The sequence below is a fragment of the Phenylobacterium sp. genome (assembly GCF_036963605.1).
Taxonomy (GTDB): Bacteria; Pseudomonadota; Alphaproteobacteria; order Caulobacterales; family Caulobacteraceae; genus Phenylobacterium.
Genome location: NZ_JBALUY010000009.1, coordinates 33,730 through 53,413, shown reverse-complemented (window position 1 = coordinate 53,413; position 19,684 = coordinate 33,730). Strand labels below are relative to the sequence as shown.

Annotated in this window: 23 protein-coding genes; 5 read left to right on the top strand and 18 right to left on the bottom strand. The window is 69.1% G+C overall.

Translation table 11 applies throughout. The features are described 5' to 3' along the window. From V7702_RS03395 to ruvC, 10 genes are all read right to left on the bottom strand, one after another. The coding region (locus V7702_RS03395; RefSeq protein WP_335648738.1) for a tol-pal system protein YbgF at positions 1-637 on the bottom strand (637 nt) is incomplete at its 3' end. 156 nt (positions 638-793) lie between these two features. Next, the gene (gene pal, locus V7702_RS03390; protein ID WP_335648737.1) at positions 794-1,345 is read right to left on the bottom strand and encodes a peptidoglycan-associated lipoprotein Pal; all 552 of its coding nucleotides are present in this window, start codon (positions 1,343-1,345) and stop codon (positions 794-796) included. A gap of 134 nt (positions 1,346-1,479) precedes the next feature. Further along, positions 1,480-2,778, bottom strand: coding sequence for a Tol-Pal system beta propeller repeat protein TolB (gene tolB, locus V7702_RS03385; protein ID WP_335648736.1), 1,299 nt, complete (start codon positions 2,776-2,778; stop codon positions 1,480-1,482). Between the two features lie 16 nt (positions 2,779-2,794). Next, positions 2,795-3,643: an energy transducer TonB gene (locus tag V7702_RS03380; protein ID WP_335648735.1), complete on the bottom strand. Its 849-nt coding sequence runs from the start codon at positions 3,641-3,643 to the stop codon at positions 2,795-2,797. A 9-nt stretch (positions 3,644-3,652) separates the two neighbouring features. After that, on the bottom strand, positions 3,653-4,132 hold the full coding sequence (locus V7702_RS03375; protein WP_335648734.1) for an ExbD/TolR family protein: 480 nt from the start codon (positions 4,130-4,132) through the stop codon (positions 3,653-3,655). A gap of 6 nt (positions 4,133-4,138) precedes the next feature. Next, complete coding sequence (gene tolQ, locus V7702_RS03370; RefSeq protein WP_335648733.1) at positions 4,139-4,849, bottom strand: protein TolQ; 711 nt, start codon at positions 4,847-4,849, stop codon at positions 4,139-4,141. Positions 4,850-5,075: 226 nt separating this feature from the next. After that, positions 5,076-5,549 carry a YbgC/FadM family acyl-CoA thioesterase gene (locus V7702_RS03365; protein ID WP_335648732.1) on the bottom strand — a complete coding sequence of 158 codons (474 nt, stop codon included), beginning with the start codon at positions 5,547-5,549 and terminating at the stop codon, positions 5,076-5,078. Between the two features lie 14 nt (positions 5,550-5,563). After that, a complete protein-coding gene (ruvB, locus tag V7702_RS03360) occupies positions 5,564-6,595 on the bottom strand; it encodes a Holliday junction branch migration DNA helicase RuvB (RefSeq protein ID WP_335648731.1) in 1,032 nt (343 codons plus the stop codon). Continuing rightward, positions 6,592-7,209: a Holliday junction branch migration protein RuvA gene (gene ruvA, locus V7702_RS03355; RefSeq protein ID WP_335648739.1), complete on the bottom strand. Its 618-nt coding sequence runs from the start codon at positions 7,207-7,209 to the stop codon at positions 6,592-6,594. The genes ruvB and ruvA overlap by 4 nt, the downstream gene beginning before the upstream one ends. Continuing rightward, a complete protein-coding gene (ruvC, locus tag V7702_RS03350; protein ID WP_335648730.1) occupies positions 7,209-7,727 on the bottom strand; it encodes a crossover junction endodeoxyribonuclease RuvC in 519 nt (172 codons plus the stop codon). The genes ruvA and ruvC overlap by 1 nt, the downstream gene beginning before the upstream one ends. A 165-nt stretch (positions 7,728-7,892) precedes the next feature. Here ruvC and V7702_RS03345 point away from each other — a divergent pair, with 165 nt between their 5' ends. After that, positions 7,893-8,123, top strand: coding sequence for a hypothetical protein (locus V7702_RS03345; protein ID WP_335648729.1), 231 nt, complete (start codon positions 7,893-7,895; stop codon positions 8,121-8,123). A gap of 20 nt (positions 8,124-8,143) precedes the next feature. On the opposite strand, the gene V7702_RS03340 is transcribed toward V7702_RS03345, so the two are convergent. From V7702_RS03340 to V7702_RS03315, 6 genes are all read right to left on the bottom strand, one after another. Further along, positions 8,144-8,638 (bottom strand): hypothetical protein, encoded by a 495-nt coding sequence (locus tag V7702_RS03340; protein ID WP_335648728.1) that lies wholly within the window; start codon positions 8,636-8,638, stop codon positions 8,144-8,146. Positions 8,639-8,683: 45 nt separating this feature from the next. Beyond that, on the bottom strand, positions 8,684-9,385 hold the full coding sequence (locus V7702_RS03335) for an MgtC/SapB family protein (protein WP_335648727.1): 702 nt from the start codon (positions 9,383-9,385) through the stop codon (positions 8,684-8,686). Between the two features lie 41 nt (positions 9,386-9,426). Next, entirely contained in the window at positions 9,427-10,173 is a 747-nt protein-coding gene (locus tag V7702_RS03330) for a YebC/PmpR family DNA-binding transcriptional regulator (RefSeq protein ID WP_335648726.1), read from the bottom strand. Positions 10,174-10,272: 99 nt separating this feature from the next. Then, the gene (locus V7702_RS03325; RefSeq protein WP_335648725.1) at positions 10,273-11,064 is read right to left on the bottom strand and encodes an SDR family NAD(P)-dependent oxidoreductase; all 792 of its coding nucleotides are present in this window, start codon (positions 11,062-11,064) and stop codon (positions 10,273-10,275) included. Between the two features lie 23 nt (positions 11,065-11,087). Beyond that, a complete protein-coding gene (locus tag V7702_RS03320; protein WP_335648724.1) occupies positions 11,088-11,924 on the bottom strand; it encodes an alpha/beta fold hydrolase in 837 nt (278 codons plus the stop codon). A 72-nt stretch (positions 11,925-11,996) separates the two neighbouring features. Beyond that, positions 11,997-12,962, bottom strand: coding sequence for a quinone oxidoreductase family protein (locus tag V7702_RS03315; protein WP_335648723.1), 966 nt, complete (start codon positions 12,960-12,962; stop codon positions 11,997-11,999). A gap of 208 nt (positions 12,963-13,170) precedes the next feature. Between V7702_RS03315 and V7702_RS03310 the strand changes: the two genes are divergently transcribed. The 4 genes from V7702_RS03310 (at position 13,171) to V7702_RS03295 (ending at position 16,900) form a co-directional block, all read left to right on the top strand. Then, positions 13,171-14,337, top strand: coding sequence for a hypothetical protein (locus tag V7702_RS03310; RefSeq protein WP_335648722.1), 1,167 nt, complete (start codon positions 13,171-13,173; stop codon positions 14,335-14,337). Positions 14,338-14,381: 44 nt separating this feature from the next. Next, complete coding sequence (locus tag V7702_RS03305; RefSeq protein WP_335648721.1) at positions 14,382-14,927, top strand: hypothetical protein; 546 nt, start codon at positions 14,382-14,384, stop codon at positions 14,925-14,927. A 175-nt stretch (positions 14,928-15,102) separates the two neighbouring features. Beyond that, positions 15,103-15,999, top strand: coding sequence for a patatin-like phospholipase family protein (locus V7702_RS03300; protein WP_335648720.1), 897 nt, complete (start codon positions 15,103-15,105; stop codon positions 15,997-15,999). 88 nt (positions 16,000-16,087) lie between these two features. Continuing rightward, entirely contained in the window at positions 16,088-16,900 is an 813-nt protein-coding gene (locus V7702_RS03295) for a thioesterase family protein (protein WP_335648719.1), read from the top strand. 132 nt (positions 16,901-17,032) lie between these two features. Here the strand turns inward: V7702_RS03295 and V7702_RS03290 are convergent, their stop codons facing one another. Together V7702_RS03290 and V7702_RS03285 are read right to left on the bottom strand one after the other, a co-directional pair. Next, on the bottom strand, positions 17,033-18,406 hold the full coding sequence (locus V7702_RS03290; RefSeq protein ID WP_335648718.1) for a nucleotide sugar dehydrogenase: 1,374 nt from the start codon (positions 18,404-18,406) through the stop codon (positions 17,033-17,035). Further along, positions 18,403-19,569, bottom strand: coding sequence for a DegT/DnrJ/EryC1/StrS family aminotransferase (locus V7702_RS03285; protein ID WP_335648717.1), 1,167 nt, complete (start codon positions 19,567-19,569; stop codon positions 18,403-18,405). Before V7702_RS03285 ends, V7702_RS03290 begins: the two co-directional genes overlap by 4 nt. Positions 19,570-19,684: the final 115 nt, after the last annotated feature.

Below are 19,684 nucleotides of genomic sequence, written 5' to 3'. Positions count from 1 at the left end.
CCTCGGGCGCCAGATTTGAACCACCATGGGTGGCGGTGAAGCCCTCGAACGCCGTCTCTGCGGCGTCATAGTCGCCGCTCAGCATCAGGCCGCGGGCGCGGTCGAAGTCGGCCTGCGGCGAGCCGCCGCCGTCGCTGACCCCGGGGGCCGGGGTGGCGCCGAAGCCCGGCGGCGTGCTTCCGCCCCCGTTCGCGCCGCCCCCGTTCGCGCCGCCAATGGGCGCTCCGGTATAGGCTTCCAGCGTGGCGATGCGTTCGGTGAGCGCCTGGATCTGAGCCTCCAGGGCGGCGGTGCGTTCGGCGGCCTGGCGGGCCTCGAAATTGTTGGTCTCGATCTGGCCGTTGATCCGGGTCAGCACCGTCTCCAGATCGCTCAGCCGTCGGTCCAGGTCAGCGAGGCGGTAATCGGTCTCGGCGGGCTGGACCACGACCGGGCGGCCGGTGTCGCGACCCTGGAAAACAATGGCGCGGAGTTCGCGCACGACCTTCTCCATCCGCTCGACCCGGCGAGCATCGCGGGCGTCCAGGGGATCGTCCATAGAGGTCTGGGCGAGGGCCGGGGTCGAGACAGCGGGACCCAGGGTCGCCAGAGTCAGGGCCAGGGCGGCGGGCAGGGCGAAGCGGCTGCGAAGCGTCATGGTCAGATCATCTATGAGGCCGAAGGGCCGAAATTGCGGCGCCGAGGCCACCATGGGCCAGCGAGGCCGCCGGCGCCAAGGGCCAGGGGAAGGCCGACAGCAAAGAGGGGACCCGCATGGGGTCCCCTCCGCGAGATCAAAAGTTCAACTCAGGCCCTAGTTGGCGCCCGAGGTGATCGCCGTATGGGCGTTCCGGTTACGCTGATAGGCGTCCTCGCTCGTGCCCGGATCGATCGGGCGCTCCTTGCCGTAGGACACGGTGTTGATGCGGCTCGACGACACCCCGCGGGAGACCAGGAAGTCGCGCACGGCGTTGGCGCGGCGGGCGCCCAGGGCGAGGTTGTATTCGCGAGTGCCGCGTTCGTCGGCATTGCCTTCGATGCGGATCATCACCGACGGATAGCGGTTCAGCCAGGCGGCCTGGGCTTCCAGGACCGGGGCGGCGTCGGCGCGCACCGAATAGGAATCGAAGTCGAAATAGACCCGGTCACCGACATTGATGACGAAGTCCTGCTGGGTCCCGGGCAGCACGCCCTGGCTCACCGGCGGGGGCGGCGTGCCCGGCTGGGAGGCCGGCGGGGGCGGCGGCGGGGCGGTGGGGCCGACGGCTTCAGGCTTGGGACGCGAAGCGCAGGCGGTGACGGACGCGGCGGCGAGCGCGATGATCGCAAACTTCGCGGCGCGCTGTGTCATGGAGCTGGTGGTCATCACGCAGTCTTTCCTTATAGAGATGTTATAAAAACGCGGCGCGCCCGGCGCCAGTCACAGGATACGAAGCTGTTTGTACATGCTGAAGTCAAGCTAGGCCAACAACTTCCAAAACCTTCTCCTACATTCACTCGTCAGTTGAGCAGAGGAGACCATGCGGGGTCCGACCCTGACTGCGGGTACGGCGCCGGCCGGACGATCCGACCCGTGACATCAACGCTCCACAAACGCGAAGGTCCGCCAGGTGTTTCACGGGAGAACATCAAAACTCTGCCATTGGGGGCCCAGGTGGGGCCTTCATCCAGATAGCTGGTGGTCAGAAGTCGCTCGTCCGAGCCGTCGGGGCGCATCACGCCGATGTGGAACTGGCCCCCGGCCTGCTTGGTGAAGGCGATGTATTCGCCGGTCGGACTCCAGACGGGGGTCATGTAACGGCCGCCCCCTCGGGAGATCCGCATCGCCCCCGAGCCATCGGCGTTCATCACATAGATCTGCGGCGAGCCGCCCCGGTCGGAATTGAAGGTGATCCTCGCGCCGTCCGGGGAGAAGGACGGCGAGGTGTCGATGGACGGATCGCTGGTCAGGCGGCTGGTGGAGCGGCTGCGCAGGTCCATCACATGGATGTCGGTATTGCCGCCCCGCTCGACCGAAAAGGCGACCTTGCCGCCGTCATGGGAGAAGCGCGGGGCGAACACCATGCCGCTGAAATTGCCCAGGGCTTCCCGTCGGCCGGTCTCCAGGTTGAACAGGTAGATCGACGACCCGTCCGGCCGCAGGGCCATATAGGTGATCTCCTGGCTGGTGGAGGAGAACCGGGGCGTCATGACGATGTAGGAGCCGTCGGTCAGGTAGCTGGGATTGGCGCCGTCCTGATCCATGATCGCCAGCCGCTTGATCCGGTCGACGCGGCCGCCGCTCTCGGCGACGAACACCACGCGGGTGTCGAAATAGCCCTTCTCGCCGGTCAGTCGCTCATAGACGGCGTCGGAAATCTTGTGCGCCACCCGGCGCCAGTTCTCCGAGGTGGAGGTGAACTGCATGCCCAGCAGCTGCTGTTCGGAAAAGACATCCCAGAGGCGGAAGTTCACGGTCAGGCGGCCGGTGGCGTCCACCGTCACCTCGCCATTGACCAGACCCTGGGCGTTGATCGTCTTCCAGTCGGCGAACCGGGGCTGATAGCGGATGTCCAGGTCACGCTCGATGAAGGCGGCCGGGTCAATTGGGCGAAACAGGCCCGAGCGCTCGAGATTGCTGGTGATCACCTGGGCGATCTCAGCGCCGCGCTCGCCGGCGAATGCGGGGACGGCGACGGGCAGGGGCTGGACGTCGCCGCGGTTGACGTCCACCTCGATCTGCGCGCGGGCGGGGCTGGCGAGGGTCGCGGCCGACAGCAGGGCCGCCGTCAGGGCGACGAACAGGGTCCTTAGACGCATGGGCTCGATAGCTCCTCTAGTTGGCGGCGCACGCCTGGGCGGCGTTGAAGCTCACGGCGATCTGGTCACCGTAGAACTCGCGGGGGAGTGTGGTGAAGGGGGCGGCGCTGTAGACCGCGCGAATGGCGCGCTCGGCGGCGGCGCGGACGACGGGGTCCGATGAGTTTTCCTGCCCGCCGGCCTGGACATCGCCGACCACTCGGCCATCGCTGCCCAGACGGAAGGTGACGCGCACGCGGACATTGCGCGCGGCCTCGACCTCGCAGTTGGGGTTCCAGCGGCGCTGAAGCTCATCGGCCAGGCCGGACATGGCTGCGCCGGAGGCGCCGCTGCCGCTGGTGGAGCGCGGCCGGGTGGCGGTTTCAGGCCGAGCGCTGCCCTTGGAGGCCGAACTGCGCGAGCCCTTCAGGCTGTCGGCCAGGGCGTCCAGGTCGAGGGTGTTGTCCTTCTTAGGCGGCGCAGCGGGCTTGGGGGCGGGCGCCTTCGGGGACGGGGCCTTGGGACTCGGGGCAGGCTTGGGGGCCGGCTTGGGCGTCGGGGTCGGGGCAGGCTTGGGCGTGGGCGCCGGCTGCGGGCGAGGCTGTGGCGTAGGTTGCGGCTGCGGTTGTGGCTCGGCGGCCGCGGCGGGCGCCTCGAGGGGCGCGTCGGGTTCCGGCGCTTCGGTCTGGGCGCTCAGGTCTTCCGGTCCCTCGACGGCGGGACGGGGATTGGCGGGGATCGAGCTCACCACATTGATCGGCACCACCGCGCCGACCTTCAGTTCGCGGTCCCACGGCCAGGGGATCAGGGCCGCACCGACCAGCGCGACGTGCAGGATCGCCGAGATGATGAGGGCTGAGCTCAGATTCGACCGCTCACCGCGCATGAGCTGTCCTCAGCGCGCCGTCTGATCCGCGCCCGAAGAGGGGCCGCCGGTCTCGGTGAGCAGGTTGATGGAGGTGAAGCCCGAGCTGGCCAGGGCCGCCATGACCTGGGCGACGGTGGCGTAGGAGGCCCGGCCGTCGGCGCGCACATAGATGGGGCGCTCGGTGGAGCCGTCGGCCATGGCGATCAGTCGGGGCGAGAGACTGTCGAAGGGCGTCTCCTCCTCGTCGATGAAGACGACCCCATCGGCGCGCACCGAGACGGTCAGGGGCTCGGACTGGTCGGGGATGGCGCTGGCCTCGGTTTTCGGCAGTTCCAGGGGCACGCCGACGGTCAGCAGCGGGGCCGAGACCATGAAGACGATGAGCAGCACCAGCATCACGTCCACCATGGGCGTGACGTTGATTTCCGACAGGGCGCCGCGGCGGCTGGACCGCCGCCTGCGCCTGCCGCCGCCGGCCGAATAGGCGTCGTGGGAGGAGAGCGCCATGGAGGCTCAGGCCCGGTCGCTCAGCCGCCGCTGGATCGCGGTGGCCAGGTCGTCGGCGAAGCCTTCCAGCCGCCCGGAATAGCGCGCGGCGTCAGACGAGAACTTGTTGTAGGCGATATAGGCCGGGATGGCTGCGGCCAGGCCGATGGCGGTGGCGAACAGGGCCTCGGCGATGGCCGGCGCCACCACGGTCAGGTTGGTGTTCTGCTGGATGGCGATGGCCTGGAAGGCGCCCATGATCCCCCACACCGTGCCGAACAGGCCAACGAAGGGCGAGGCGGTGGCGACGATGGCCAGCAACGGCAGGCCTTCCTCCACCCGCGAGGCCTCGCGGGCGATGATGGCGTCCTGCACCCGATCAATGCGTTGGATCAGGAAGCCAGCCTGGGTGTCGCTGGACAGGCCCTTGGCGCGGGCCTCGCGCCATTCGCGAAGGGCGGCCTGCAGCATGCGGGGGAGGGCGTGCTGGGGACGTTCGCCGGCCTCGTTGGCGATCTCTTCCAGGGAGCGACCGGAGGACACCTGGTCCTCGAACCGGTCGGCATGGCGGTTAAGTGCGCTGAACCGCAGCAGCTTGTCGATGATCACCGCCCAGGAGAACAGGGAGGCCAGGCCCAGGCCAATCATCACGGCCTTCACGACCCAGTCGGCGCGCAGGAACAGCGCGATCAGGGAAAAGCTTTCGGCCGTCAATGTGCCGGAGGCGGCGGGGTCCATGCGGTCTGGGCTCCGTTGGCGAGGGCGAGATTGCGCCCATGGGATGGCTTGGGACGTGGCGGTGGCAAACTTAAGGCGCCGATCGGTGACGATCACGCCCCTACGCGCGCCAGTGGAACTGCAATAACCTTACCGAAGCCTGCCTAACGCCCAGAATGGTCGATCGCTTCGAATCGTTTTGCCGATAAGGTGAACCAGTCCGTCGACCGCGTCGCTTATGCCGGCGTTATGCGACGCCGGAACCCTCGTCGGCCGAGAAGTAGGGCGCCAAGGCGGCGGCCATGCCCGGCGGCGGCTTGCGGGGCCGGCCGTCGAGGCCGATGCAGGCGGCCAGCACCGCCGCCTGAGCGATCAGGGTCTCGCCGCGCACGATCCTCTGGCTGATGAACAGCCGCGGCCCCTTCACCCGGTCATAGGTGGTGCGCACCTGCAGGGCGTCGTCGATCCGAGCTGGGGCTTTGAAGTCTAGCTCCATGCGCACGATGGTGAAGGCGGACGGTGTCTCCTGGTCCAGCAGCTCGGCATGGCGCACGCCGGCCAGCCGCAGGAAGTCCGACCGCCCACGCTCGAAATAGCGCAGATAGTTGCCGTGATAGACGACGCCGGTGAAGTCGGTGTCCTCGTAATAGATCCGCACCGGCAGGACATGTTCGCGGCCATCGATCCAGCCGGCGGAGGGTTCACCAGAGGCGCGGGTCATGGTCGGGACCTCCGCTATTCGTCGAACAGGGTGGGCTGGCCCGCGCCTGGGGGCTGGGGCGGTGGGGTCAGGCCCAGATGACCATAGGCCTTGGCGCAGGCCACGCGGCCGCGGGGTGTGCGCTGGATGAAGCCTTGCTGCATCAGATAGGGCTCGATCACGTCCTCGACGGCGTCGCGGGCCTCGGCGATGGCGTAGGCCAGGGTCTCCACCCCGGCCGGCCCGCCCCCATAGTTGTCGATCAGGGCGCGCAGATAGCGGCGGTCGAGGGAGTCCAGCCCCACTTCGTCCACCTCAAGTCTCGCGAGGCCCCGGCCGGCCGCGCCCCTGTCGATCTCGGCGGCGCCCTCGGCGGCGGCGAAGTCGCGCACCCGCCGCAGCAGGCGGCCAGCGACCCGCGGCGTGCCCCGGGCGCGGGCGGCGATCTCGGCGGCGCCGTCCTTGGTTAAGCTCACCCCCATCTTGCCCGCCGCATGGGCCAGGACCTTGATGAGTTCGGCGGGCGTGTAGAATTCGAGGCGCACCGGAATCCCGAACCGGTCGCGGAGCGGCGTGGCCAGCAGGCCGGCCCGAGTGGTGGCCGCCACCAGGGTGAAGGGCGCAAGATCGATGCGGATCGAGCGGGCCGAGGGGCCTTCGCCGATGATCAGGTCCAGCACGTGGTCCTCCATGGCGGGATAGAGGATCTCTTCCACATTGGCCGCCAGGCGGTGGATCTCGTCGATGAAGAGGACGTCACCGGCCTCCAGATTGGTCAGGATGGCGGCCAGGTCCCCGGCCTTGGCCAGGACCGGGCCGGAGGTGGCGCGGAAGTTGACCCCCATCTCCCGGGCGATGATCTGGGCGAGCGTCGTCTTTCCCAGGCCCGGCGGGCCAAACAGCAGGACATGATCCAGGGTGTCGCCGCGATCCCGGGCGGCCTGAATGAAGATGCGCAGATTGGCCTTGGACTGTTCCTGGCCGACGAACTCCGCCAGCGTCTGAGGGCGATAGGCCCGGTCGGTTCCCTCGGCCGGGGCCGCCTCGCCGCTGACCAGCCGGCTCATCGGCCCAGCTCCTGCAGGGCGGCCTTGATCAGGGCGGGCGCCTGCGCCTCTTCGCCCAGCCGCACGGCCGCGGCCTCCACCAGCCGTCTGGCCTGGGGTTCGGCGACGCCCAGGCCCATCAGGGCGGCGACGGCTTCACCCGAGGCCGACGGCGCTGGTGCGGCTTCAGCGGCCCCGGCGCCTGGCGCAAAGGCGCTGATCGGCAGGTCGGTGAGGGGCTTGTCCTTCAGCTCGGTGGCGATGCGCAGGGCGAGCTTGGGACCCACCCCTTGGGCGCGGGCGATGGCGGCCTTGTCCTGGCGCCCGGCGGCGGCGGCCAGCTCGGCCGGCGGCAGCACATCCAGCACTGCCAGCGCGGCCTTGGGGCCGACGCCCTGGATTTCCTTGAGGATCAGAAAGGTGCGGCGCTCGTCCCGGGTGAGGAAGCCATAGAGACGCATGCCCGCCTGCTCGCTCCACTGGGTCTCGATGTGCAGCACAGCCTCCTCGCCGATGGCCGGCAGGCGCGACAAGGTCCGCGCGCCGCAGCGGACCACATAGCCGACGCCCAGCACGTCGATCAGGGCGTCCTCCTCGCCGATCTCGGCGACCGTTCCCCGCAGCCGGCCGATCATCACGCCACCCGCCTCGCGGGCGTGCGGGCCGCAAGGCTGCGCGCCGTTCGGGCATGGGCGTGGGCGATGGCTACGGCCAGGGCGTCGGCGGCGTCGGCCTTGACCGCGCCGGCCGCCGGCAGCAGCCGGGCGATCATGAAGGCGACCTGATCCTTGTCGGCGCCGCCGGTGCCCACCACGGCCTTCTTGACCACGGTGGCGGCGTATTCGGCCACCGGCAGGCCGGCCCGGGCCGGCGCCACCAGGGCCATGGCCCGGGCGTGGCCGAGCTTGAGCGCGCTGGCGGCGTTGTTGTTCATGAACGTCTCCTCCACCGCCGCCTCGTCCGGGCCGTGGTCGGCGACAATGGCGCTGATGGCCTCGAACAGCACCAGCAGGCGTTCGGAAAAGGGCAGGGCGTCCCTGGGCGCGATCACCCCGTGCGCCACATGGGCCAGGCGCGCGCCCTCGATGGTGATCACCCCCCAGCCGGTGCGGCGGAGGCCTGGGTCCAGTCCAAGGATTCGCACGGCGGTCATGGGCGACTCTATAGGCGTGTTCGGGGATTGTTCCTACCGGGCGATTTGGGGCCGGCGAGGTTAAGGCGACGTTAGCCCTTCGGCCTTTGGCGCGCTTCCGAGGTGTGCGGAAGGGCGCCGAACGTTTTTCCCCGATCGTCGTTTAAGCCCCAAAGGAGTACGCAAATGGCGCTTCCCAAAGGCATGCAGCAATCCCGCCGGGTCGGGTTCCTCATTCCCATCGCCCTGTTGGCGGTGGGCGTGGCGGCCGCGGTCATCTTCGCCTTCAGCCACCTCGCGGCCAAGGGCCCGGCGCCGCAGCTCGACGCCTCGCCGAAAGCCGTGGCCACCGGCGACACGGCGCCCAGGCGCGACGCCTATAATGCGGGCGACTATACCGAGCCCGACGCGAAATAGGTCATGCGCCAGCCTTGAACTCAGGCGTGCAGACCGCGGACCTTCGTCAGGTTGGGGCGGGGGATCGGGTTCTTGAAGGCGCCCTTGGCCTTGGCCCGGTCGCGGGCGAGTTCGGCCCAGGCCGCGGCGAAGCCGGCAGGGGTTCTGGCGTCGGATGGCTGGGTTCGCACCAGGCTGAGCGCACGTCCGGCCAGGGCCTCTGCGACCGTTTCCCACACCACGGCGTCTGGAACGGGCGCGCCGGCCACGTCCTGCCAGCCCGCCGCCCGCCGCGCAGACATGGTGCGCACGCCCTCGATCAGCAGCGGGTCTGACAGGTGGAGCGCGATGGCCTTGTCCGGCGGCAGGTCGGCGACCGCCGCCTGCAGGGCGCGGACGCAGAAGCCCTCGGCGTCCAGGTCCCGGTCGCCGCCGGCGGCGCCGGACATGGCCTTGCCGATCTGACGGAGCCAGGCCCAGCCGCCGGTGCGGTAGGGGGCCTGATGATTGGTTTCGATCCAGATTCGCAAAGTCATGAGGGCGCGGCTTCTAACACCACAGGCATGGCCGTGTCGCCTGCCTCAGTCTTTTCGGGGGGCAAGCCTGTACTCCACCACCTGGGGATCATCGCGCAGGCGCTTGGCCAGGCGCTCCACCTTGAGCTGGCCGCTACCATGCAGGGTGGCGCTGTATTCCACCCGGCCAAGCCGATCCTCGGCCCCGGCCCAAAGCCGCTGGCTGATGGCGCCGGCATGGAGGCCGAACTCGCCCATGAGGTCGCGGAATGCGCTCTCATCCAGGGCCTCGGCGCGACGGTAGCAGACCCGCACATCGATGATGTTGAGCTGGGGCATGTGCCGGTCGGCCCATCTCAGGACGCCCAGGACCAGGATGGTCACGGCCGTGCCGCCGATGGCCAAGCCATAGAAGCCAACGCCATAGAGGGTGCCGAGCGCCGAGGTGATCCAGAGCGAGGCCGCCGTGGTCAGGCCATGCACGCTCAGCCCGTGGCGGAAGATGACGCCGCCGCAGAGAAAGCCGATGCCGGTCAGAATGCCGTGGGCCATCCGTACCGGATCGATGCGAACCACCTCGGTCGAGACATCGCCCATCCACTCCAGCTGATGGACAGCGGCCAGCATGAGCAGGGCCGAGGCGAGGCTGACCAGGATGTGGGTGCGAAAGCCGGCCGGCCGGCCGCGATACTCGCGCTCGAACCCGATCAGGCCGCCGGCGACGACGGCCCCTGCCACGGGCAGCACATAGGCGGCGAACCACTCCATGGGGCTCCAACGCGCGAGGGGCGCTGAAGCTTCATGGGCGCTCAGCCGGCGTAGGTTTCCAGGTCCTCGTCGGAGACGTCGTAATTGCCATAGACGTTCTGGACGTCGTCATCGTCTTCCAGGGCGTCGATCAGCTTCATCAGCGTGGCGACGGGCTCGCCCTCGACCGGCGTCAGGGTCTTGGGCCGCCAGGCGATGGCGGTGGACTTGGGTTCGCCCAGCGAGCCTTCCAGGGTCTGGGCCACATCGGAGAGGTCTTCGAAAGCGGTGTAGATGGTGTGGGTGTCCTCGTCGGACTCCACGTCCTCGGCGCCGGCCTCGATGGCGGCCTCCATCACCTTGTCTTCGGAGCCGACGCTGGCCGGATAGACGATCTGGCCCACCCGGTCGAACATGAAGGAGACGGCGCCCGTCTCCCCCAGATTGCCGCCGTTCTTGGAGAAGATCGCCCGCACATTGGCCGCCGCACGGTTGCGATTGTCGGTCAGGGCCTCGACGATCAGGCCCACCCCGCCCGGACCGAAGCCCTCATAGCGGATTTCCTCATAGGCCTCGGCGTCGGCGCCTGAGGCCTTCTTGATGGCCCGGTCGATATTGTCCTTGGGCATGGACTCGGCCTTGGCGTTGGCCACGGCCAGACGCAGGCGGGAGTTCATCGCCGGGTCGGGCATGCCTGACTTGGCGGCCACGGTGATCTCGCGGCTGAGCTTGGAGAACAGCTTGGACCGCACCGCGTCGGCGCGGCCCTTGCGGTGCATGATGTTCTTGAACTTTGAATGTCCGGCCATGGGTGGTCCTGGAAGTCTTGGTCTGGTCTTGAAGCGATGGAAGCGCCGCTTCTAGCGCTCGCCGGGGCGTAAGGCAAAACCCTGCGCCCCGGCCATGAGCTAGCGAGGACCGAAGCGCTTGCCCACCGGGTGAGATGACGACAGGCCGCCGTCTACGGCGATGGCTTGGCCGTTCACATAGGAGGCGTCGTCGCTGGCCAGGAACAGCGCCATGTGGGCGATCTCGTCGGCGACCCCGGCCCGTTTCAGCGGATTGAGCTGGCCGATCTTGTCCTCGCTGCCCTTGGCGCGGGCGAAATCGAAGACCCCCTTGGTCATGCCGGTCTCGATGAGGCCGGGGCAGACGGCGTTGACCCGCACGCCCGTCCCATAGAGCTCATTGGCCGCCGTGGTCGCCAGGTTGATGACGCCGGCCTTAGACGCCGAATAGGAGGCCGGGCCGGCGCCCGAACGAATGCCGGCCACCGAGGCCGTGCAGACGATCGAGCCCTTGCCCTTGGGGATCATGACCTTGCTGGCGTGCTTTATGGCCAGGAAGGGGCCGATCAGGTTGATCCGCAGCACCTCGGCCCAGATGTCCGGCGTCAGTTCGAAGAAGGGGGTGGGCCCACCCGTGATCCCCGCATTGGCGTAGACAGCGTCCAGGCCGCCGAATTCGTCCACCGCCCGCTGGATGTAGGACTCCACGAAGGCCTCGTCCCCGGCGTCGCCGGTCATGGCCACGGCCTGGCCGCCATGAGCCTTGATGGCGGCGGCCGTCTCTTCGACGGCCTCAGCCCGGTCGACGCAGACCACCCGCGCGCCCTCGCGGGCGAACAGGCTAGCGCTGGCCCGGCCGATGCCGCTGGCTGCGCCGGTGACCACGGCCGAAAAGCCTTCGAGACGTCCCATGAAATACTCCTGCGATAAAAGCTTCAGCGCGCCCGTTCGGCGGCGGCGACAATGGCGTCGATGATGGTGTCGTAGAGGGGCTCGGGCAGGTCGTGGCCCATCCCGGGGATGATGCGCAGCTCCGCGCCCGGAATCGCCCTGGCCGTGGCTTCGCCGCCGGCCTTGGGGATCAGCGGATCGACCTCGCCGTGCAGCACGACCGTGGGCACGTTCAGCTTGGCCAGCTTCTCGGTCCGGTCGCCGCTGGCGCCGATGGCGCCGCGCTGGCGCTGGACGCCCTTGGGGTTGAAGGCCCGGCGCATTTCCGACAGCACCCGCTCGCGCAGGGCTTCGTCGGTCCAGGGATAGGCCGGGCTGCCGATGGTTCGGGCGTTCTTCATGCCGTGGACGACGAAGGCCTCTTCGTCCACGGTCGGGTCAGGCGCGACCTGGGTGAGGACGGCGGCGGCCTCGGGCGTGGAGTCCATGGTTCCTGGCGCGCCGGTGGCCGACATGATGGAGGTCAGAGAAAGCACGCGGCCCGGATGCTCGATGGCCACGGTCTGGGCGATCATGCCGCCCATGGAGACGCCGGCCACATGGGCCTTGTCGATCTTCAGGTGGTCCAGCAGGCCCATGGCGTCGGCGGCCATGTCCGACAGGGTGTAGCGGTCGCCGGACTGGAACCAGGTGGAGCGGCCCACATCGCGGTTGTCGAAGCGGATGGCGCGATAGCCCCGGGCGACCAGCTTCTCGCAGAAGGGGACGGGCCAGCGGGTCATCTGTGACCCCAGGCCGTTGATCAGCAGGACGGCCGGCGCGTCGTCCGGTCCGAAGGTCTCGTACTCGATCTCGATGCCGTTGACGGCGGCGCGGGGCATGACGGCTCCTGGACTATGACAAGGAAGGTGGACGGCGCAGGCCTGGGCCCGCGCCGTCCGATCATGGGGCGATCAGGGGACCAGGACCACCCGGCCGACAGCCTGGCGGCTCTCGATATAGGCGTGCGCCCCGGCCGCGTCCGACAGCGGGAACTCCTTGTCGATGATCGCTTCCAGCTCGCCCTTGGCGGCGTCTTCGATCAGCTGCTGGATGTTGTCGTGCACCCGGTCGGTGCCGATCTCGGCGCCCAGGAAGACGCCCGACAGGGTCCGGTTGCCGCCCATCATGGAGCCGACATCGACCACCATGGGCTCGCGCCCGGCCGCCCCGACCATGGAGACCCGGCCGCGATAGGCCAGCGAATTGATCGAGCCCTGCAGGGTCGAGCCGCCGACGGAATCGACCACCACGTCGACGCCCTTGTTGTCGGTCAGGCGCTTGACCTCCTTCACCACGTCGTCACGGGTGTAGTTGATCCCGTGGTCGAGGCCGAGGCGCTTGAGCTTCTCCAGCCGCTCGTCGGAGGAGGCGGTGGCTAGGATGAGCCCTGCGCCGGCCCTCTTGGCCAGCTGGATGGCGGCCACGCCCACGCCGGACGCGCCAGCCTGCACCAGGACGGTCTCGCCCTTCTTCATGCGGCCGAATTCGAACAGGCAGTCATGGGCCGTGCCGAAGGTCACCGGAATGGCCGCGGCCTTGCGGACATCGAAGCCGTCGGGGATGGGCCAGCAGTTGCGGGCCGGAACCGAGCGCAGCTCGGCATGGCTGCCCCAGTTGTTCACCGTGGCGACCTTCTGGCCGACCCGGACATTGGTGACCTCAGAGCCGATCTCGATGATCTCGCCGGCGGCCTGATAGCCGACCACGTGCGGGTTGGTCATCAGCGGACCGCGCCAGCGGTTCAGGGTGTCGCCGCCCTCGATGGCGATGGCCTCGACGCGGATGATGACGCCCTTGGGGTGGCAGGCCGGGTCCGGAATCTCCTCGTATTTGAGGACTTCGGGACCGCCGTTCTCGTAATAGACCGCAGCCTTCATGCGCCTTCTCCCTAATGGCTTAAAACAAATGTTTGAGCCGCAAGGCTTCCCATGCGCGGCGGGCCTTCGCAAGACGCTCGGCGCAGCCTGAGGTGGACTTCGAACGCCTCTAGCTTGGCGCATAGTCCATTTGGGTCATGCGGCGCGCCGCCACAGGGGCGAGAACCGGCGAGCAATTACAGCCACTTGTCCCAGGGCCGCATCCCCCATGCGCCACAAGATCTCTTGCCTTGCCGCCGCGGCGTCTGCGGCTTGCCTGTTGGGCGTCTCCGGGCCTGCATCGGGTCAGGCCGACCCATTCGGCGCCCTCTACCAGCCGCCGCCGGGCAGTCCCGGGGCGAAGGAGGCCTCGTCCGGGCGAACGGGATCGACCTCGGTGAGCGGGGCGGTGGGGCGCTCCTATGCCGGCGCCCAGACAGGCGGCATGGTCAGTCTGGCGCAGCTCGACATGATGCCGGGCGACCTGCCGCCCATGGCCGTCGTGCTGGATAGCGGGGGGACCCGCGTTCTGAAGAACCGGCCGCGGATCGTAGTGCCCGGCTATTCGCTGGCCTTCATCCAGGGCGCCAGCGCCAGCGCCTTCGCGGGGGGCGCGGGTCTCGACACCAACGCCAGGCGGACCAAGATCGCCACCCGCCTGGTGGGCTTTGCTGATGATATGGCCACGGCGTTGGCCGACGAGGCGCACGCCGATCTGGTGCGGCAGCTGCAGGCGGCCGGGTTCGAGGTCGTGGACCTGGCGTCCCTGCAGGCTTCGGAGCGCCTGCGGAGCCTGCCGCGCCATGGCGTTGCGGTGGGCGGGCAGGGCGTGATCGACAGCCGCGCCACCAAGGCCTGGGTGGTCTATGGCCCTCGCGCCCTGCCGCCCATCAAGGGCCACGCCTTCGAACAGGGCATGGGGGCGATCGCCGCCTCCGGCGCCCTACTGGCCTTCGGCAAGGCGAGCCAGGAGCTGGACGCCATCGTCGTCGCCCCCCGGCTGATGATCGACTACATCGACATGGAGAGCAGCGGCCGGCGCACCTATAGCGGTTCGGCCTCGGTGGACGCCGACCTGCGCTTCGCCATCAATCCGGTCAGCCGCGTGGACTTCGTCTGGGGCAATGAGCGCGGCGGCGCCATGCCCGGCTGGTTCACCACCAAGGGCGCGGCCTCGCCACAGCCTTTCGGCATCCTGGCCCAGACCGACGACCGCTCGGACTCCGTCGCCCTGCACAACGCCCTGGCGACCACGGGCTTCGGCTCCTTCTATCGCCAGAGCCTGGTCTACGACGCCGAGGTCTCACCCAAACGCTACGCGGCCCTGACCCGGTCCGCCTTCCAGGGCTTCAACGCCGCCCTGGTCGCCGAAATCCGCAAGGCGCGGGCCCCGTGACGTCACGCCGATTTTCACCTGATCTCCAGCTACGGAGCGCCACCATGAAGCGCATATTCTGCCTTACCGCCGCCGCCCTCGCCCTGAGCGGGACGGCCCACGCCCAGGTCCCCGAAGGCGCGACGCCTCCGCCCGCGGCGACGTCCGTCGTGGCCGTTCCCGCGGGGGAAGCCCCTGCGGCCCAGGCGCCGTATCTCGACCCCAACGTCTACCAGGTGCTTCGCTCCGGCGACCGGGCCATGAGCTGCGAGCAGATCGGGGCCGAGGCCAATACGCTGAACGCCCAGCTGATGACCGAGCAGCAAGAGGCGGCCCAGCAGGCGCAGCGCGCCAAGCAGGGCCGGGGCATCGCTGGCGGACTAGCCGGTGGCGTCCTGGGCGGCGCGGCCCGTTACGGGCTGGCCCGCGGCATGGTGGGCGGGGCCTTCAGCCCCTTCGCCGCCCAGGCGATGAGCGCGGTGGCTGATTCCAGCGCGCAGGCCGTGGGCCAGGCGGTGGCCGGCGGCGGCGATGTCGCCGCGCCGACGGTTTCGCCGCAGCAACAGCGCATGAACCACCTCCTGGCCATCTACCGGGAAAAGGGCTGTTAGGAGCGTCGCACCCCTTGCCGCGACGTAGCCGGGCTTGGGGGAGCACCGGCCTTATCCTGACGGAGAGAGCGCAGCCTTGGCTGCGCTCTCATTCGTTTTCGCAGGCGCCTTCATGGACATGCCTGTCCCGGCGCCCGATCCTTCCCGAAAGACAAGACACTTGGGAGAGAGACCGATGAGCAGGGCGCTGGTGTTGGGGGGCGGCGGCCCCGTGGGGATCGCCTGGGAGTCTGGCCTGCTCGCCGGCCTCGCCCAGGGCGGCGTCGATCTCGGCGCGGCGGACTTCATCCTCGGGACATCGGCGGGCTCGTTCGTCGGCGCCCGGCTGGCGCTGGGCGATCCCGCCAGCGACCTGGCCGCGTCCATCCTGGCCGAGGCCGACCGCCCGCGTCAGCCGCCGGCCAAGGCCGGGGAGAAACCCCGCCCGGCGCCCGACCTGACGCCGCTGATGAAGATGATGCAGGAGGCCAGGTCCGGCGCCCGGCCGGCGCAGGAGGTGCGCGCCGACATCGGGGCCTTTGCGCTCGCCGCCGAGACGGTGGACGAGGCGGCCTTCATCGCCTCCTTCGGCCGGTCCTTCGCGGGCCTGGCCGAGGACGCCTGGCCCGAGCGGGGCTTCGCCTGCACGGCGGTGGACGCCCTGACCGGCGAGTTTCAGCTCTGGACCAGGGATTCCGGAGTCGGCGTCACCCGGGCTGTGGCCTCGTCGTGCTCGGTGCCGGGGGTCTATCCGCCTGTGACGCTCAAGGGCCGGCGTTATATCGACGGCGGCATGCGCTCCTCGCTCAACGCCGACATGGCAAAGGGTCATGACCTGGTGGTCCTGGTGCAGGTGCGCGGGGGCGAGAGCGCCGGACCTGCCGCCGAGGCCATGGCCAAGCAGTTGGAGGACGAAATCTCCGCCCTCAAGTCGTCGGGGGCCGAGGTGGTGCTGATCGGCCCCGACGCCGGCAGCGCCGCGGCCATGGGCTTGAACCTGATGAACTTCGCCCGCCGTCCGGACGCCGCCCGCGCCGGGCTGGAACAGGGCCGCGCCGAGGCCGCCCGGATCGCGGCGGCCTGGAACGGGTGATCTAGCCTTCCCTTAGGGCGCCCTTCCTAGAAGCAGGCCTATTGATCGCGGCCTCCCCGCCGCGCCTGCATTTCTTGAGGGATTTCCCATGGACGCCGCCGCGCCCGTGCGCCTGCACGATTTCGACGAAGCCCTGCCTTTGACCCCGGCCGGTCCCCGCCTGTGGGATTCCCGGATCGACAAGCGCTACTGGAACATGATCGGCCCCTGGGGCGGCTGGACCGCCGCCCTGCTGCTGAAGGCGGTTCTGGCCGAAAGCGACCATGGGGGCACGCCGGTGGGCCTGACCGTCAATCTCATGGGTGGCCTGGACGACAGTCCCCTGCAGCTCTCGACCCGGCCGGCCCGCCAGGGCAAGTCGGTGGAGTTCTGGACCTCCGAGCTGATCCAGAACGGCGCGCCGGTGGCCATGGCCATGGTGACGCTCGGCCAGCGGCGGGAGACCTTTTCGACGCACGAGGCGAGCTTTCCCGAGGGCGTGAAGGCCCCTGAGGAGATCGGCAGCATCCCCACCCGCCCGGGCTTCTTCACCGCCATGTTCGAGCAGCGGCCGGTGCAGGGCTCGGCGCCGCTGCAGGAGAATCCCGACAGCCTGACGCGCAACTGGATGCGTGACCATCAGGCCCGGCCGCTGGACTATGTGCTGCTGGCCGGTCTGGCCGACGTGTTCGCGCCGCGGATCTTCTATCGCAGCGCCGAGCGGCGGCCGGCTTCGACCGTGAGCATGAGCGTCTATTTCCACGCCACCCCGGCGGAGCTGGAGGCGGTGGGCGGCGACTTCATCCTGGGCGAGGCCAAGGGCCGCCGGTTCGAGAGCGGCTTCTTCGACCAGCACGGGGCGCTGTGGTCCCGCGACGGCGTCCTCCTGGCGACGACCGAACAGCTCTGCTGGTTCAAGTAGGGGGGCGGCAGGCCCGGACGTCGCCTCACCTATCTTCGTCATTCTCGGCCTTGTGCCGAGAATCCCTCGCGACGCTCGCGCCCGCCCTCGACAGGGATGCTCGCCACAAGGGCGAGCATGACGCCGGAGGGGTTAGGCCTTGCGGATCTGATCCACAAAGCCCGGAGCCAAGCGGCCGATGGCGTTGCGGGTGTCGATGACAAGGGGCACGGCCGTCGTCAGGGCGGCGTAGTCCACCGCATCGTGGTCGGTGCAGATGACCGCGCAGTCATAGGCGGCCAGGGCGGCCTCGTCCCAGGCGATGGAGGTCATGCCGGCCACCTCTGCATGCTCGTCGTTCGGCGGCACGCTGGCGATATGCGGGTCGTAGTAATCGACCGCCGCCCCGCGCTCGCGCAGCAGGCGGATGACGTGCAGCGAGGGGCTCTCGCGCATGTCGTCGACATTCTTCTTGTAGGCCAGACCCACCACCAGGATGCGCGCGCCCTTGACCGCCTTGCCCTCGCGGCTGGAGAGGGACTCGGCCACGGCCTCCACCACACGACGGGGGAGGGCGGCGACCACGTCGCCGGCCAGCTCGATGAAGCGGGTCGCCTCGCCGTGCGCCCGGGCCTTCCAGGTCAGGTAGAAGGGGTCGATGGCGATGCAGTGCCCGCCCAGCCCAGGCCCCGGATAGAAGGGCATGTAGCCGAAGGGCTTGGTCTTGGCCGCATCGATCACCTCCCAGATGTCGATGTCCATGCTCTCGAAGACCACCTTGAGCTCGTTGACCAGGGCGATATTGACCAGCCGGAAGATGTTCTCGGTCAGCTTCACCGCCTCGGCCGTCTTCAGGTCGCTGACCGGCACCACCTGGGTCAGCGGCGAATAGACCGCAATGGCCATGCGTCGCTCGGCGTCGGTGTCGGCGCCCACCACCTTGGGGATGGTGGTGGCCCCGAAGTCGATGTTGCCGGGGTCTTCCCGTTCGGGGCTGTAGGCGATGGCGAAATCCACCCCGGACTTCAGGCCTGTGGCGCGCTCCAGGATCGGCCGGATCAGCTCTTCGCTGGTGCCGGGATAGGTGGTGGATTCCAGCACCACCAGCTGGCCGCGCCGCAGGTGGCGGGAGATGGTCGTCGCGCAGGCCGCCACATAGGAGAGGTCAGGCTCCCGGTGGACGTTAAGCGGCGTCGGCACGCACATCAGCAGGGCGTCGGCGTCGGCCAGGCGCGCCTCATCGGTGGTGGCTTCCAGCCGGCCGGTAGCCCCCATGGCGGCGACCCGGTCGTCGGAGATGTGTTTGATGTAGGAGCGGCCGCCGTTCAGGGCCTCGATCTTGGCTCGGTCCGGGTCATAGGCCAGGACCCGGAAACCCTTGCCCAGGAAGCCTTCGGCGAGCGGCAGGCCCACATAGCCCAGGCCGATGACGCCGATCACCAGGTCCCGCGATTGCGCGCGGGACTCGAACGCCGCAGCCATTTGATCCGGCGTCGGACGATCTCCGTCCAGGGCGGGTCCGCTCATGCGTTGCGACCGGCGAAGGCGCGGACGGCGGTGATGATCTGATCCTGCACGTCGGCCTCCAGATAGGGGTGCATGGGCAGGCTGATGACCCGCTCCGCCGCCGCCATGGTCGCCGGCAATCCGCCCGGTCCCACAGGATAGCCCGAATAGACCCCCTGCTTGTGGATTGGGATCGGATAGTAGACCGCGGTGGGGATTTCGGCGGCCTTCAAGTGCGCGGCCAGGCCGTCGCGATCGTCGGTCTCGATGGTGTATTGGGCCCAGACCGAGACCCCGCCCGCGATCACCTCAGGCGTGCGGACCACGTCACCCAGCCCCTGGGCGTAGCGGTCGGCCACCCGGTTCCGGGCGTCGATCTCATCGGCGAAGATGGCGAGCTTCTGCAGCAGGACCGCGGCCTGGATGGTGTCCATCCGGGCGTTCATGCCGATCCGCATGTTCAGGTATTTGGGATCGTGGTCGAAGGTGCGGCCCTCAAGGTCGGATTTCACCGCCTGGCCATGGACCCGCAGGGAGACCAGCAGGTCGTGCAGGCGCGCGTCCTTGGAGAGCACCGCCCCGCCGTCGCCATAGCAGCCCAGCGGCTTGGCCGGGAAGAAGCTGGTGGTGGCCACATCGGCCCAGTGCAGGGGGTGATGGCCGCCCAGCGTACAGCCGAAGCCTTGCGCGGAATCGGCGATCAGCTTCAGGCCATGCTTCTGGCAGACCGCGCTGAGGGCCGGATAGTCGGCGGGCTGGCCGAACAGATCGACCGCGATCACCGCCCTGGGCGTCAGCCTGCCTTCGGCCTTCACCGCGGCGATCGCCGCGTCCAGGTGGGCGGGGTCCATGTTGTAGGTGTCGGGCAGGATGTCGACGAAGACCGGCGAGGCGCCCACCAGGGGCACGACCTCGGCGGTGGCCGCAAAGGTGAAGGACGGGCAGAAGACGGCGTCACCGGGCCCGACTCCCCAGGCCATAAGCGGCAGCATCAGGGCCTCGGTCCCCGATCCGCAGGACAGCACATGCGGCGCCTGGCCGAATTCCCCTAGCGCAGCCTCGAAGGCGGCCACCTGCGGCCCCATGACATAGGCGCCTGAGCGCACCACCTCGAGTATGGCGGCTTCCAGGGGCTCGCCGAGGCGCTGGCGCTGGGCCTGCAGGTCAATGAACGGAATCGGCATGGCGGTTACTCGCGGGTCTGTAGGCGGCGGTACATGCCATGGGCCCCGAGGTCACGCCAAACACGGATGTTTTCGCAAGGTTTCGCCGCGCCGGAGCGGGTCCGGCGCGGCGCAG